We start from the raw sequence: 15,026 nt of genomic DNA on the forward strand, positions 1-15,026 counted from the left end.
GATCACGACCGCGCCCGGCACGAGCTGTGCGAGCGCGTCGCGCAGCACTATGGCGAGGATTGGTGGTTCCTCACCATGTATGGCTGGGCGATGACGGAGAACGGCGACGTCGCGCGCGGCCGTGGCGTCACCGAGCGCGGCTTCGATTTGCGCCGCGCCAATGCCCATGCCGCGCATGCCGTGCTGCATGCGATGTTCGAGGACGGCTCGATCGAGGCGGCCGATCGCCTCGTCGACGACTGGATCCCCGGTTACGACCGCGCCGGAATCTTGCACGGCCATATCCGCTGGCACCAGGCCCTCGGCGCGCTCGAACAGGACGATGCGGCGCGGGCGCTTTCGATCTATGCCGACGTGCTCCAGCCGTCGGCTACGCAGGCGCCGCCGCTCAATGTGGTCACCGACGGCGCCTCGCTGCTGTGGCGCCTGTCGGCCTACGGCCACACCGTGCCAGATGCGCTCTGGCGCGATGCCGACGCCGCTGCGCAAAAACTATTCCCGAAATCCGGCCTACCGTTCGCCGACGTCCACATGGCGCTGTTTGCTGCCGCAACACAGAACCACGAGGCCCTAGCCGCGCGCCTCGCCGTGATCGAACAGCGGCTGGCGGACGGCAAGCTGCCGGCCGGGGAGGTGGTGCCTGCGATCTGCCGCGCGCTTCTGGCCTTCGCGGATGAGGATTACGCGGCCTGCGTGCAGATGCTCGCACCGGTTCTCACCGACGTCGTGCGCATCGGCGGCAGTCACGCCCAGCGCGAGCTGATCGAGGACACCTACATCGTCGCCCTCATGCGCAGCGGCGAGCTGCCTCTAGCCCGCGGCCTGCTGGAGGCCCGCTTGCATCGCCGGCCCTCCCTGCGGGATAGGCGCTGGCAGGCCGCGATGGGCTAGTCTAGGCTCTGCCACGAAAAAAACATCGGCCTGACGGCATGTGCGGGCCAGGACGATTGAGGCGGTCGCGAATCGCCAGCGGGTGACGCGGTGGTATTTCGGTCTGGGTTGGCAAAACAAACGGGATCGCAACGAATTTGCGGTTCGATGGCTATCGGGCGGAACTTTCCCGTGTCCGTCGCCCCCTGGCACGCGAGCCTGACGATGCGCCTCCGCCGACCGGTTCTGGCCGCAACCCTCATCGCCTTCGCAAGCCCTTGTTTTGCCGAGCCTTCTGCTCCGATTCCCGTCAACAATCCTCCGGCGCAGCAGAACGGCTTCATCGATCTGCTGGCGCTGATGTCCGGCCATTGCAAGACGCTCAAGGTCGCCGGGCGCACCTATGCCTGCAAGACGGTGGCCTACGCCCATGGCGACAAGGGCCGGGTCAATTTCGCAGTCGCGGTCGACAATCCCGCCGACGCCAACCACGTCGTGTCGTTCTCCGGCGAGAACGGCAAGCGCGCCGACGACAATTCCTATGAGCTGCCGATCGACCGGATGCTGCTCAACTCCAAGGACCGACCCAAGGTCGACGGCCTGCCGGTGCCGGCGGAGCAGACCTCGACCGGTGTCTGCCGCCAGACCGGCAATTTCGCCGCCAGGAAGGTGAACGACGTCGCCTGCTCGGCAACCGACAGCGAGGGCCGCAAATACGAGCTCTTGTTCGTCTCCGACGGCACCCCGGTCAGCGTGCGCCGCATCCGCCAATCGCTGCCGTCGATCCAGGATCCGTTCAAGTAGCCGCCTTCCGCGCCTCGGAGAGCGCGCGCATCCATCCGTTGAAACTCCAGGTCGGCCTAGTATGCTCTCGCGTGCATCCTCACTGAGGAGCCCGATTGCAAGCGGAGGCGGGGCCAGGAAGTATGCGCATCCTCAGCGGCCTCACACGCATCCTCATCGTCTGCCTGTTCGTCAATCTCTCGCATCAATGCATAGCGGCCGACGGGCCGCGGCAACGCTCGATTCTCGTGCTCGAAGAAGCCGATTTTCGCTCGCCGTTCTATCTGGAGATCTTTACCGGCATCAGCGCTGCAGCGAAGCAGAACGGCAAGTTCCCCACCGTGATCTACGGCGAGAGCCTCGATCTCGCCCGCTTTCCAGGACCGGACTACGAAGAAAGCCTCGTCGGTCACCTCAAGTCCAAATATGCGCAGCGTCAGATCGACGTCATCGTTTCGATCGGCGTTGCATCGGCGAAATTCCTTCAGACGCGGAAGCAGGAGATTTGGCCCACTGCTCCTGTCGTCTACGGATTCGTGCCTGATCTGCCCGAGACGCGCGCGCTGTTTCTGCCGGACACGACGGCCATCTTCGCCAGAGTGAGGCCAACACATCTCCTGACTGCGGCGCGCGCGATCGTTCCCGACTTGACCCACGTCGTCCTCGTCGGTGGCGCCTGGAAGAATCCGCTGGTCTACGGACAATGGAAGCAGGATTTCGCGGCCGCAATGCCCGGTCTCGAAGTCACCGATCTGTCCGATGCGCCGTTGCGCGAGGTTCGCAAGCAAGTCGCCAGCCTGCCCGCCCGCTCTGCGATCCTGACTTCGGCGATGTATTCCGACGGCGAAGGCACCTATTATTCTCCGGCTGCGGCACTCGCACGCGTCGCCGAAAGCGCGAACCGCCCGATCGTCATCACCTCCGATACCTTTCTCGGGCGCTCGGGAGTGGGAGGATTCCTGCTGCTACCCGACAGCATCGGACGGGAAGCTGGCGAAGTAGCGATGCGCGTTCTCGACGGCGAAGCGCCCTCGAGCATCCCGCCCTTCAATGGGGACAACGTGAAGCCGATCTTCGATTGGCGTCAACTGAAGCGCTGGAACGTCGACGAAGCTAATCTGCCCGCTGGCAGCCAGGTGCGCTTCCGCGAGCTGAGCTTCTGGGAGCGCTATTACTGGCACACCACAATCGCGGGCAGCGTGATGCTCGTGCAGGCGCTGATGATCGCCACTCTGTTGCGCGAGCGCAGGCTGCGCTTCCTGGCGCAGGTCGAGGCAGGCCAGCGCATGTCGGAGCTCGCCCACATGAACCGCCGCGCGACTGCGGGGCAGATGTCGGCCTCGATCGCACACGAGCTGAGCCAGCCGCTCGCCGCGATAATGATCAATGCCGAGGCCGGCGCACAGGCGCTCCAGCATCCATCTCCCGACCTAGGCGAGCTCAGGGACATACTGGACCATATTCGCCGCGATGATCAGCGAGCGAGCGAGGTCATCAATTGGCTGCGTTCATTCCTGAAGAAGGAGCGGACCGAGCCGCGCGAGCTCGACTTCAATGTGACGGTCCGGGAGGTGTTCCAATTCCTCTCCGTGCAGGCCGTAGCCCGTAAGGTCGAACTCGCGACCGAGGCTTCCTCCTCGGACATCCGCGTCAAAGGCGACAAGGTACAGCTGCAACAGGCCATCCTGAATCTCGTCGCAAATGGCATGGATGCTGTGGCCCATCTTCCGCCCGATCGACGCCGCGTCCTCGGCCGCACCAGCCTCGTCGAGGGCAATCGAGCCCATCTCTCCATCGCCGACGCCGGCGATGGTATCCTGGCGGAGAAGACGACTGAGATATTCAAGCCGTTCTTCACGACCAAGGCGCAAGGCATGGGCATAGGCCTTTCGATCGCACGCACCATCATCGAAACACATGGGGGGCGCATCTGGGCTGAGAACGTGCCGTCCGGGGGCGCCGTCTTCCACGTCAGCCTGCCGCTGGCAGCGCAGCGATAGCTGCGGAGCGCGGTTGCCCGCGACGTCGCCTCGGCGAGCCCAGGGTCAGGCAAGCGCTTTTTCCAGCGTCGCGAAGATCCCGACAAACGGTTTGTCGCCGCCTCATTCGGGGCGAACTCATGGCGACGACGCAGCAGCGCTCCGCGAGGGGAACCATTGTAAACTATCGTTAATGCATCACTCACACTACCTTAGTGCTGCGTCGTTTCGACGCCCGCACTGGCCGGAACGCGCGGGATGCTCATCTGTTGTCACACAACATTCAACTGGAGTGATGACATGAAGTATCTTTTTGTCGCGATGGCCGTCGGTGCTGCGGCGCTTGCCGGTGGCTCTGCGGCGAACGCGGCCGGTGGTTCCAGCGCGAAGCAAACCGCGCAGGAAAGCCAGACCACAGACATCAGCGCGCACCGTAGGCATCATCATTGGCGTGGTCACCGCCATCACTGGCGGCACCATCACAGCCACTACCGGCCCTATTATCGGAGCTATGGTTATTACCCGCGCCACCACGGCTATTACGGCGGTGGTCCGTACGGATATTACGGCGGTGGTCCCGGCGTGACCTTCAGCTTCGGCGGCGGACGCTGGTAAGCCAGACGCAGTCCACAGACAGGAGGCCCGCAGAGATGCGGGCCTTTTTTCTCATCGCCTCAGAATTAGCTCCGCCGTCGCGAGGCCGCTCGCCAGCGCCGCTTCAACCGTGCCCATGTCACGGCCGCGATAGAGCGCCTCTCCGGAAAACAGAACCATCCCGTCGGCGCGCGATAGCGTCGCCTGCGCCTGCCGCGTACGTGGTGTTGCCCAGGAATAGGCGCCGCGGGCGAAGGGATCGTGCATCCAATTGATTGCCGCCGACGCCATGAGGTCACGTGCAATGACCTCGCGCGGTAGCTTGAAGATGGCGGCGACCGAATCGAGCCCGGCCGCGATCAGTCCTTGCGGATCGAGACGCGACAGCTCCGCCGTCCGTGGGCCGCCGAACCATCCGGTGAGCAGCGGATGCTGGTCCGGATATCGCGTCCACCACACTGGAATCGTCTCCTCCGAGAGCAGGAAGGTCATGTCGGCGAGATCTTCGCCGTGATCGCGCCACCATGGTCGCGTGAAGCGGAGCAGGATCTTGATGACGTTGCCGAAGCCGATGTCGTCGGCTGCAATGAGCTTCGCGCGCGCATCTGCCGGCAGCGCGATCTCACGCAGCAGCGGCAGTGGCACGGTCAAGACGACGCGGCCGCACGGATGCGCATCGCCGCCTGCGCAGCGAACGACCACGGCTCCGCCTTCCTCCTCGATCGCCGACACTGTGCAACCGAGCCGGATCGCAACGCCGAGGCCGTGGCACTCGCCCGCCAGAAAATCGATCAGCGCGCCATAGCCGCCCTCGATGCGGGCCTGCGGCGCGTGACCGCCGTCCATCCACTCCTCGCGCAGCGCCAGCGTCGAGGCGTGCTCGGGGTCTGCAGCATCATAGCCCTCGACCATGCGCTCGATCGAATACCGTAGCTGCGCATACTCCACGCCGGCAAAATGGCGGCGCAGGAAATCGGCGACGGCGAGATCGTCCTTCAAGTCCCGAAGCACGGCGCGCAGCGCTGCCTCATGCGGGTCGTGCCGGTTTGCATGCGACAGGCCTGCGCCGTCAAAGCTCCACTGTGTGCCTTCGATCTCCTGAAGAGGCAGCCCGGCCTCGCGCAGCAAGGCTCGCGTGACCGGCGCCTCGCCATGGACGAACTCGGCGCCGCCGTCGGCGGGGTAGCCGAACTGCGAGGCCGGCAGCGGATGGATGCGCCCGCCGCAGCGCTCGCGCGCCTCCAGGATGGTCACGCGGCGGCCCGCACGCGCCAGCTCCCGTGCCGCCATCAGCCCGGCGGCTCCGGCGCCGACAATGACGATGTGCTCCGATTGTTGCGACATGCCGGCGCTCAACTGGCCCCGGCTTGCGGCTCGTTCTGGATCAGATAGCGCAGCAAGAGGACACCGCCGCCGAGCTGACGCGTGCTCTCCAGCGTCATCGCCGTGAGCGGCGCACGCTTGTCGCTGTCCGCCTCCGTCGAGTCGAACACGAAGGGTGCACCCTTCGCGCCGTCAATGGCCGGGCTGAGGATCAGATTGAATTCATCGATGAGGCCGGCGCGCAGGAACGCGCCATTGGCAACGCCGCCGCCCTCCACCAGCAGGCGCTTCACGCCGAGCTCGCGGCTGAGGATGTCCAGCGTGAGCGCCAGATCGATCTCGGACTTGCCGGCGAAAATGTAGGACACGCCTTCGCCGCGGAGCCCCGCGAGATGCGAATCTGGCACGCTTTCGGTGAGCACGACGACGATCGGATCGCCGCCGATGTCGGAGCGGCCCCAGCCGATCTTGCCCTGCGCATCGAGCACGATGCCATAGGTCTTCGCACCACGTCGCGCCAGCCAATTTTCACGCGGAAACTTTTGAGGCGTTTCCGTCGGGTACGGCTTGCCCTTGGCGAATTCCGAGCCGGTGACGCGGCCGATCACCCAGGCATCGCCGCCGAGTTCGTCATGGATCTTCTCGAACCAGTCCGTGCCCGCACCCTTCGGACGCCAGCGGCTGGGATGGGTGCGGCCGTCCAGGCTCGAATGCATGAGACAAACGACGTAAGGCTTCATGTGCTTCTCCGAATCTCAAGCCCCCGACCCACCGGCCTTGGCGCGATCGTTCACGATCACCGCCAGCGGATTGAGCTTTGGCGGTGCGACCAGCTCGAGCGTGTTGGTGTCGCGGTGATTGAACGGCGCGCCGCGCACGAACAACTCGGTCTGGATCAGATAGGTCCAGCTGCCGTCGTCGTTGAAGCTGATGTCGCAGCGATAGGAATCGGTGCGGAAAGCCTGCTCCAGGAAATCGGTCGAGCAGATCCCGTAAGCGGTGTCGCCGCGCTTCGCACTAACGGAGATCGTCCTGTCGTCCGGCCCGGCCTTGCCGGAGGCGAGCAGCACCTGCCCCCGCGGGATCGCCAGCGTCTGCATGATCAGACCGGTCGCCGGCTCCCACAGCCAATAGCCGACCTGATCGTGGAAGGTGATGTCCTCTTCGGGTGTGTTGATGTGGATGTGATAGCGCAGCCCGTAGAACAGCTGCGGCCCGTTGGCCTGCGGATCGATCGGGTCCATACGGATGCGCTCGATGAAGGTGCGCCGCTCCGGTCCCTCCGCCTTCGTATTGACGTCGATACCCTTGTTTGCCTGCCAGCTGCCGGCCAGACCGCGAAGCGGGCCGAGATTGGCAAGGCCGTCGGGCGAGACGTCCTCGGGCTCGGTGAAGATGTCGGCAGGAAGGGGAAGCATGGGTGTCCTCGCGCAAGATTTGCGAGGAGCAGCCATAGCACGGAGGCGCGTCTGCGACTCGCGCGCAAGTCTCACAATTGCGAATGGACCCCGGCGCGACGTAGCGCGTCCAGCGACCAGGACCGTCTTAGGCCGCTTCCGACATCGATCTCGCGCGCTGCTCGAGCACGCCGATCGTCGACACCAGATTGTCGCGTCGCGCGCGAAGGTTCAGCGCGAGCAACGGATAAGTCGGTTGACTGGCGTCGAACACCCCGGCTTTGGCTTCCTCTTCGAGAATGTCGGTGTTGATGAGCCGAACGCGCCACCAAAGATCGGCGATCAACGCATCGAGCCGGAGCTCGCCGGCAGTACCAGAACGGGACATGTCTTGCATCGCTTGCCTCAACCTGAAACGGGCCTCTCCGCCGAGGCCGGATTTGGTCGAGACTGAGCAAGCCGGATGCCAAACCGGATCGCTATGCCGACAGACGATCTGGACGCCCAACAATGCGGGTTCCGCAGTGATCCAGCGCCCCGCCCCGGTCGTTGTCAGTCCGAGAGGTCGCTTGTCGAGGCGCTATGATCGCTGCTATCCGGGCTTTGAAGATGCCAATCCGAGCCGAGGCCGGTTTGCCCCGGAGGGTGACGACGCGGCTGTCGATTGGTGCGAGCAAAGGGCCGAAAGCAACGGTGGACTGGGCTGATTTGATCGGACGCGTCGCCTCTGACGGTGACCGGGAGGCTTTCAAGCGACTGTTTGAGCATTTCGCGCCCCGCATCAAGGGCCTGATGCTCAAAGCAGATTGCAACGCCGAGGAGGCGGAAGAGATCGCCCAAAGCACCATGATCGCCGTGTGGCGGAAGGCGCACCAGTTCGATCCGGCGACAGCCGGCGCGGCGGCCTGGATCTTCACGATCGCGCGCAATCTGCGGATCGACTTGTTCCGCCGCAGGATGCGGGCGGATCGGCTGGAAACCGGCCTCGAACTGCCCGATGCGCCGGATCAAGCCGAGCCGGCCGACATCCTGATTTCACGCGGGCAGGATGCGGCGCGGATCGCGTCGGCCATTCAGCAACTCTCGGCAGAGCAATCCTTGGTGGTGAGGCTGTCGTTCATCGAGGAAAGGCCACACCCGGAAATCGCGCGCGCACTGGGAATTCCGCTAGGAACGGTCAAGTCAAGGATCAGGTTGGCGATGAACCGGTTGCGAGACATTTTGGACGAAGAAGCATGACGATCAGCCATCATCCGCCGGAAGATCTTCTGGCCGATTTCGCGGCCGGCAAGCTTGAAGAGGCCCATCAGCTGGTCGTGGGGGTGCATGTCGCCGGCTGCCCGCGCTGCACCCGCTTCGTGCAGGCCATCGAGCAGCTCGCAGGCGCCGCGCTGGAGGATGTCGCACCGGTGCCGATGGCAACAGATGCGTTCGACCGTGTGTTGTCACGCATTCACGAAGCCCCGAAGGAGGCAGTCGCGCCTGCCCTGGCGTCCAACACCGATGACGATGTTCCGCCGGCCTTGCGAAAGTATCGCATCGGCAAGCGCCGGCGGGTCGCGCCCGGTCTCAGCCTGCGACCAATCGAGCTATCTGGTCAGGGCCAAGCGCGTGCCTTCCTGCTTCGGTCGGCGCCGGGCTCGCGCATGCTCGAGCACACTCACACCGGCACCGAGCTGACGCTCGTGCTCGAGGGCAGCTTCAGCCATGAGGGCGGGCACTTTGGTCCCGGTGATTTCGACTATGGCGACGACGAGGTCGAACATCGCCCCATCGTCGGCAACGAAGGTCCTTGCCTCTGCCTGGTCGCGATGACGGGCGACCTGCGCATGAACGGCTTCCTCGGCCGGTTGATCGGGCCCTTCGTGCGACTCTGATCCTGCTTGGTCTTTCTCCCTTTGGGTGATCCGGGCCTGCGTCCGGAGCGTTTCGTAAGCGAACGCATGGGAGACAGGACATGGCCTGTTCGAGCCCGGTCAATCAGGCGCGGATCCAGATGCTGCCCGAACTGCTGGCACGCGTTTCCGCTGGCGAGGCACGCGCCTTCGCAGAGCTTCACGCTCTGACACGCGGCAGGCTGCGCCGGATTGCGCTGGCGGTCGGCGCCGCGCCGCACGACGTCGATGATATCCTGCAGGACAGCTTCCTGAAGATCTGGCGCAACGCCGCTCGGTTCGATTGCGGTCGGGCATCGGCCATGACCTGGATGTCCGCAATCGTCCGGAACACGGCGATCGATCATCTGCGGACCAGGCGGCAGCCCAGCGTCGAATTCGACGAAGCGCGTTTGACGGAGGCAGCAGACGAGCCGTCACCGGCCGAAGATTTCGACTACGCCAGCGCCGAACCCATCGTCCAGGGCGCGTTGGCCCGCTTGCCGGAAGATCGCCGCAGGCTGGTCGCCTTGGCCTATCTCGAAGGCGAGAGCCGCGCGAGCCTGTCGCGGCGCTTCGGTGTGCCGGTCGGCACCATCAAGACCTGGCTGCACCGGACCATTTTGGCGGTGCGCAAGGATTGCCTCAGCGCAGCGGCCGCAGCCTGATCCCGGCGAGACCCCGTGCATGGACGCAGAGATTATTGAATTTCCCGAACAAGGTCGCGACAACAGGCTCGCTTCCGCGATCGCGAGGCTCGAGACGATTTTGCGAGAGGTCGAACGCGTCGCAGCCGACGAGCCGATAGCCGGCATTGATCGGCTCCTCGCCCTCATGGAACGCATGGGCGATCAACTGGTCGGTCTCGCATGCAATCTGCTCCAGGAAGAGCCGAAGCTGCAGGCCCAACGCGCCTTCATCTCCTTATCCGACAAGATCGCGGAAACGAGAAAGGCGTTGGACCAACTCGAAGGCCGGAAGCAAACCTGAGCCGACACGCATGCGGGTGCGAGGTCGCCCCGGATGACGCAGCCGCGCGCCGGCTCAATGCGACAGCTTTTGGGCGACGAGGAATCCGATCCAGGCACTGACGCCGGCAAGACACGATCCCCAGCAGACGTCCGCCACGGTCAACCCGGTCGACCAGTTTCGCAGCGTCGCCTGATTGGTGAGATCGTAGGTCGTATAGGTGAAGCAGCCGAGCAGCAAGCCGGAGGTGAATGCGCGCAACGCGCCGCCATCTTGCTGCGCCGGCAGCACGGCAAACCAGATCAAGCCGAGAGGATACAACAGGTAGAATACGGCTGCGGCCGGCAGGTAGGGCTGGGCCCGCAACATATCGCCGAGCACCGGCCGATACAGCTTGTCGACCATGATCGTCAGCCAGACCATGTCGACGGCAACGAAGGTCACGGCTACAGCAAGGTAGGTCAAGAAGAGATTCATGCCGGTGTGTCTCGTTGCTCTGCATTCGGGTCATCGGCCGCCCGTCAGATTAACGCTTCACGAACCGCAACGGATCACTTCGGGCCCCTTTACGAGATCCGAGCCCGCGGCTGCCGATGCGCCTCCCGCGCCGTCATCTGCTATCGCGGAGCCTGCCGCGCCGGCCATGGGAAGAAGACGCTGGTGCGCGCCTGATATGCACGATAGCGCTCGCCGCGCGATCGCAGCATCTGCTGCTCAAGCGGGGGGATTCCCGTCACGTGGACCAGGATCCAGTACATGATCACCGGGGCCGCCAGGCTGGCCCAACCCCAGGCATAACCTGATGACAGCGCGATGATCGGGTAAGCCAGCCACCCCAGCCATTCGAAGAAATAATTGGGATGACGCGACCAGCGCCACAGACCGACATCGCAGACCTGTCCCTTGCGTGACGGGTCGCGTTTGAAGCGCCGCAGCTGCCAGTCCGCCAAGCCCTCGCCGGCGACGGCAATCAGGATGATAACGATCCCGATGTAGTCCTGCAGCCGCAGCTCTGGCGCCGGCGTGTGCGCCGCGAGGAACACCGCAAAGGGGAGCGGCAGCGAGACCAGCGCCTGTGATTGCAGGAAGAAGAACATTCGGCGCGGGGCATCCGCTCCCCATTCGCGCGCATAGTTCGCATATCTGGGATCGTCGACCCCGGCTGCAGAGCGACGCGCAATGTGCGTGCCGAGCCTCACCGACCAGAGCAGCACAAGCCCTGCAACGAGCGCCTGGCGAGCCGGCAGGGCGCCGTCGAGAGGCCACAAGGCAGCGGCTGCGCCGACCAGACCGCTTGAATAGGACCAGATCGCGTCGACCCAGCCGGAATTACCGGTGCGCTGCTGGACGACCCAGGCCAGTCCCATCAAGAGACAGAGGGTCAGCGCCATGCAGCCGATCGCCTGAATGTACGGAAGGATCATGCCCTCACCCCAATTGAGCTTGTCTATACGTCATGCCCCGGGCTGCGGTTTCGCCCCGGCGCTGTGCTCGCGCGAGGTGATCCGCGCCCTCTTGCCGGACGTTTCCTGATCGTTGCTTCGAGGGCCGTACTAGCGGTACCGTAGTGGGGGCGAAAAGCATGCGTTTGGCCGTGATCGGGACGGGAATTGCCGGCAATGCCGCGGCGTGGCTCCTGTCGAAACGTTACGCAGTGACCGTTTACGAGCGTGAGCTGCAGCCGGGGGGGCATAGCCACACCGTTCGCATCGACTATGACGGCGAGCCCATTGAGGTCGATGTCGGCTTCATCGTGTTCAACGAGACCAACTACCCGCAATTGACGTCGCTGTTCGCGCATCTCGGTGTGAAGACCGTCGAGACCTGCATGAGTTTCGCCCTGTCCGCAGATCACGGCCGGTTCGAATGGCGCGGTAGCGGCGATAGCGCCCTGCAAACGGTCTGCGGCCTGTTCGCGCAATTCCGCAACCTCGCATCCCCGTCATATTTCCGCATGCTGGCGGAGGTTGCGCGGTTCAACAAGCAGAGCGTGGCGGATCTGCGCGCCGGCCGGCTGCACGGCCTTACCCTCGGCGAGTACCTGCGCCGGCAATCATTCGGCCCGCGCCTGTTCTCCGACTATCTCGGCCCGATGGGGGCGGCGATCTGGTCGTCCTCATCCAACGACATCCTGTCGTTTCCGGCCGAAAACTTCGTCGCCTTTTTCGACAACCACCGGCTCCTGCATCTCGACCGGCCGCGCTGGCGCACCGTGGGGGGTGGCAGCCGACACTATGTCGACAAGCTAACCGCTTCGTTCAAGCACAACATTCGGCTAGGCTGTGCGGTGACTTCGATCGACCGAACGGGACATGGCGTGACTGTGCGCGACAGCCGCGGCGGGGTGGAGAGTTACGATGCCGTGGTGATGGCTTGTCACAGCGATCAGGCCTTGGCGGCGTTGTCGGATGCCGACGCCCAGGAGCGTTCCATTCTCGAGGCGATCAGATATGCCCCGAACACCATTTATCTGCACCGTGATCCCAGTCTCATGCCGCGGCGACGTCGGGCCTGGGCCTCCTGGAACTTCCTGCGCTGGCCGCGGCAGACGCCTGCCCTGAACGACGTCGCGGTCACTTATTGGATGAACCGGCTGCAGGGCATCGACGAGCGCAAGCCGCTGTTCGTCAGCCTCAACCCTCCGTTCGAGCCGGCGGCCGATCTGACATTCGGGAAATTCACCTTCGCCCATCCGCAATACGATTTGGCCGCATTCGCGGCGCAGCGGCGGCTGCCCGCGATTCAAGGCCGTCGCCGCACCTGGTTCTGCGGCGCCTGGACCGGCTATGGCTTTCACGAGGACGGGCTGCAGGCCGGCATCGCCGTAGCCGAGGCCCTCGGCGCCGACCTTCCCTGGCGTCAACGGGATCCGGCACTGGCCGAGGCTGCCGAGTAAGGCGATGCTCCGAACCAAGACAGCCGAAGTGAAGGATGCGACAGCGCCCGCCGCGCTCTATCGGGGAAAGGTGATGCACGCGCGATGGCGCCCCGTGCAGCACAGATTCACCTACCGCGTGATGAGCCTGCTGATCGACCTCGACCGGATGAAGGAAGCCGATCGCCAGTCGTGGCTGTTCGGCATCAACCGCGCGGCGCCCTTCAGCTTTCACGAAGGCGATCACGGCGACGGCAAAGGGACGAACCTCAGCCAACACGCCCGACGACTCGCGGCGGAACGCGGTATCGACCTGTCAGGAGGCCGCGTTCTCCTGCTCTGTTATCCCAGGGTCTTCGGTTACGCGTTCAATCCACTCTCGATCTACTTTTGCTATGGCGCTTCCGGCAATCTCGCGTTGCTGATCTACGAGGTCCGCAACACCTTCGGTGAGATGCATTCCTACATCCTGCCGGTGCAAGAGGGCAGCGCAGGCTCCATCGTCCGCCAAAGCCAATCGAAGACATTCTACGTTTCACCCTTCATGGAGATGGATACGCATTACCGCTTCAGCGTTTCTCCACCGCAGCAGGACGTGAGCGTGCGGATCGTGCAGAGCGGCACGCAGGGCGCGATGTTTGCGGCGGCATTCCGCGGACGACGCCGCGCTCTGACGAACCGCTCTCTGCTGGGGGCACTCTTTGGTCTGCCCTTCCTGACTTTGAAGGTCATCGCAGCCATTCACTGGGAAGCAATGCGGCTGTGGCTGAAAGGTGTTCCGTACGTGCCTCGTTTGAAACAACGCGAGATCTGAACCATGGACCTGGCAGCCACCCATCCCGCCGTTCGATTCGACGGCGTCCCGTTCTTCGCCCGCCTGGCTCTGCGCCTTGCATCTCAACTTCGGTGCGGCACCCTCCATGTGCATCTACCCGACCAGAGAATGGTGACGTTGCGCGGCCAGCATGCGGGGCCGTCGGCCTCAATCGAACTGAAGAATTACAGGTTCGCGCGCAGCCTCGTCATCGGCGGCGATATCGGCATGGCCGAGGCTTATATTCGAGGCGACTGGGCCACGCCCGATCTGGCCCAGCTTCTCTACGTGCTCTGTCTCAACGAGGACCTGGTGGACAACGCCTTCGCTGGGAACATGCTGGTTCGCCTATGCCGGCGGGCGGTTCATCGCCTGCGCCGCAACAGCAAGGAGGGATCGCGACACAATATCCATGCGCATTACGATCTCGGAAACGAGTTCTTTGCAGCGTGGCTCGATTCCAGCATGACCTATTCGTCGGCTCTGTTCTCGGCCGAGACGGCCGACCTTCCCGCCGCGCAACAGCACAAATACGAGCAGTTGGCGAAGGCGATCGAATTGCAGCCCGGTCAGCGCGTGCTCGAGATCGGATGCGGTTGGGGCGGCTTCGCCGAATTCGCCGCCAAGACTTACGGCGCCAACGTCGTCGCCCTCACCATCAGCAAAGAGCAGCATGATTTTGCTCGTCGCCGGATCCACAAGGCCGGTCTTGCCGAGAAGGTCGAGGTCCGATTGCAGGACTACCGCGACCAGGACGGCCATTTCGACCGCATCGCCTCCATCGAGATGATCGAGGCCGTCGGCGAGCAATTCTGGCCGGCCTATTTCATTCAGCTGAAGCAGAGGCTCAAGCCCGGCGGCCTCGCCGGCATCCAGGCCATCACCGTTCACGACGAGCTCTTCGGCAGCTATCGGCAGCGCGTCGACTTCATCCAGAGATATATCTTCCCGGGCGGGATGCTGCCCTCCGCCAACATCCTGCGCTCCTTCGGCGAACGCTTCGAGATGCCCGTCATTCGCGAGCGCATGTTCGGGCAGGACTACGCAAAGACCATTTCGGTGTGGCGTGACGGTTTCAGCCGGGCCTGGATCGACCTGACCTCGCTCGGATTCGACGAGCCGTTCCGTCGGATGTGGGAATACTATCTGTGCTACTGCGAGGCGGGCTTTCGGGCCGGAAAGATCGACGTCGGGCACTTCGTGTTTGCGCGGCAGGGATGAGCGGGAATAGTGCGCGCTCGCTGGGCTGCAAATTGCCGATTGAAGCGGACGTGACCTGGGCGGTCCTCGAACCCCGCCGTGGCGGGCTGGTCGAGGTTGAGCCGGACCCAGCCGGTCAGGAAGCGTCCGTCGAGGGTGGCTGCGCTACGGTACCGAAGCATGGTGCCCAGGGGCGGACTGGACATGCATCCATTATAGATCAGCAAAACAACAACTTACCGCGCAGGTCGATTTGCTCTTTGTACCACTCAAATGTGCTGCTGTCGATCAGGGGCCGACAGCTCCAACCGTCGTAGATCGGCACCAATCGCTATGCACCGACGAACG

17 protein-coding genes are annotated in these 15,026 nt (G+C 64.0%); 11 read left to right on the forward strand and 6 right to left on the reverse strand.

The window, feature by feature from the left end:
- From SE91_RS27735 to SE91_RS27750, 4 genes are all read left to right on the forward strand, one after another.
- On the forward strand, positions 1-891 hold an 891-nt coding region (locus SE91_RS27735), incomplete at its 5' end, for a tetratricopeptide repeat protein (protein ID WP_245318548.1).
- Positions 892-1,095: 204 nt separating this feature from the next.
- Positions 1,096-1,674 (forward strand): hypothetical protein, encoded by a 579-nt coding sequence (locus tag SE91_RS27740; protein ID WP_061851362.1) that lies wholly within the window; start codon positions 1,096-1,098, stop codon positions 1,672-1,674.
- Positions 1,675-1,796: 122 nt separating this feature from the next.
- Positions 1,797-3,653 carry a sensor histidine kinase gene (locus SE91_RS27745; protein WP_061849901.1) on the forward strand — a complete coding sequence of 619 codons (1,857 nt, stop codon included), beginning with the start codon at positions 1,797-1,799 and terminating at the stop codon, positions 3,651-3,653.
- Between the two features lie 279 nt (positions 3,654-3,932).
- Entirely contained in the window at positions 3,933-4,247 is a 315-nt protein-coding gene (locus SE91_RS27750; protein WP_060734713.1) for a hypothetical protein, read from the forward strand.
- A 51-nt stretch (positions 4,248-4,298) separates the two neighbouring features.
- Here SE91_RS27750 and SE91_RS27755 read toward each other — a convergent pair whose 3' ends face one another.
- The 4 genes from SE91_RS27755 to SE91_RS27770 form a co-directional block, all read right to left on the reverse strand.
- A complete protein-coding gene (locus SE91_RS27755) occupies positions 4,299-5,570 on the reverse strand; it encodes a flavin monoamine oxidase family protein (protein WP_061851363.1) in 1,272 nt (423 codons plus the stop codon).
- Positions 5,571-5,578: 8 nt separating this feature from the next.
- Positions 5,579-6,289 carry a RibD family protein gene (locus SE91_RS27760; protein WP_061849902.1) on the reverse strand — a complete coding sequence of 237 codons (711 nt, stop codon included), beginning with the start codon at positions 6,287-6,289 and terminating at the stop codon, positions 5,579-5,581.
- Between the two features lie 15 nt (positions 6,290-6,304).
- Positions 6,305-6,967 (reverse strand): FABP family protein, encoded by a 663-nt coding sequence (locus SE91_RS27765; protein ID WP_061849903.1) that lies wholly within the window; start codon positions 6,965-6,967, stop codon positions 6,305-6,307.
- Between the two features lie 127 nt (positions 6,968-7,094).
- Positions 7,095-7,454 (reverse strand): hypothetical protein, encoded by a 360-nt coding sequence (locus SE91_RS27770; RefSeq protein WP_442855164.1) that lies wholly within the window; start codon positions 7,452-7,454, stop codon positions 7,095-7,097.
- Positions 7,455-7,639: 185 nt separating this feature from the next.
- On the opposite strand from SE91_RS27770, the gene SE91_RS27775 reads away from it, so the two are divergent.
- From SE91_RS27775 to SE91_RS36595, 4 genes are all read left to right on the forward strand, one after another.
- Positions 7,640-8,185 (forward strand): sigma-70 family RNA polymerase sigma factor, encoded by a 546-nt coding sequence (locus SE91_RS27775; protein WP_061851364.1) that lies wholly within the window; start codon positions 7,640-7,642, stop codon positions 8,183-8,185.
- Positions 8,182-8,823, forward strand: a complete 642-nt coding sequence (locus tag SE91_RS27780; RefSeq protein ID WP_061849904.1) for a ChrR family anti-sigma-E factor — start codon at positions 8,182-8,184, stop codon at positions 8,821-8,823. The genes SE91_RS27775 and SE91_RS27780 overlap by 4 nt, the downstream gene beginning before the upstream one ends.
- A gap of 80 nt (positions 8,824-8,903) precedes the next feature.
- On the forward strand, positions 8,904-9,488 hold the full coding sequence (locus tag SE91_RS27785) for an RNA polymerase sigma factor (protein ID WP_061849905.1): 585 nt from the start codon (positions 8,904-8,906) through the stop codon (positions 9,486-9,488).
- Between the two features lie 19 nt (positions 9,489-9,507).
- Positions 9,508-9,810, forward strand: coding sequence for a hypothetical protein (locus SE91_RS36595; RefSeq protein WP_156489815.1), 303 nt, complete (start codon positions 9,508-9,510; stop codon positions 9,808-9,810).
- A gap of 54 nt (positions 9,811-9,864) precedes the next feature.
- On the opposite strand, the gene SE91_RS27795 is transcribed toward SE91_RS36595, so the two are convergent.
- Both SE91_RS27795 and SE91_RS27800 read right to left on the reverse strand, forming a co-directional pair.
- Positions 9,865-10,266: a DUF2177 family protein gene (locus SE91_RS27795; protein ID WP_061849907.1), complete on the reverse strand. Its 402-nt coding sequence runs from the start codon at positions 10,264-10,266 to the stop codon at positions 9,865-9,867.
- Positions 10,267-10,406: 140 nt separating this feature from the next.
- Complete coding sequence (locus SE91_RS27800) at positions 10,407-11,180, reverse strand: DUF1295 domain-containing protein (RefSeq protein ID WP_245318549.1); 774 nt, start codon at positions 11,178-11,180, stop codon at positions 10,407-10,409.
- Positions 11,181-11,371: 191 nt separating this feature from the next.
- On the opposite strand from SE91_RS27800, the gene SE91_RS27805 reads away from it, so the two are divergent.
- From SE91_RS27805 to SE91_RS27815, 3 genes are read left to right on the forward strand one after another with little or no spacing between them, the layout of a single operon-like run.
- Positions 11,372-12,685 (forward strand): NAD(P)/FAD-dependent oxidoreductase, encoded by a 1,314-nt coding sequence (locus SE91_RS27805; RefSeq protein ID WP_061851365.1) that lies wholly within the window; start codon positions 11,372-11,374, stop codon positions 12,683-12,685.
- 4 nt (positions 12,686-12,689) lie between these two features.
- Positions 12,690-13,478, forward strand: coding sequence for a DUF1365 domain-containing protein (locus SE91_RS27810; RefSeq protein ID WP_061849909.1), 789 nt, complete (start codon positions 12,690-12,692; stop codon positions 13,476-13,478).
- A gap of 3 nt (positions 13,479-13,481) precedes the next feature.
- Positions 13,482-14,699, forward strand: coding sequence for an SAM-dependent methyltransferase (locus SE91_RS27815; RefSeq protein WP_061849910.1), 1,218 nt, complete (start codon positions 13,482-13,484; stop codon positions 14,697-14,699).
- The last annotated feature ends 327 nt before the right edge of the window (positions 14,700-15,026 follow it).

Origin of the sequence: Bradyrhizobium sp. DOA1, assembly GCF_001593325.1 — a bacterium.
In the GTDB taxonomy this organism is placed as follows: domain Bacteria; phylum Pseudomonadota; class Alphaproteobacteria; order Rhizobiales; family Xanthobacteraceae; genus Bradyrhizobium.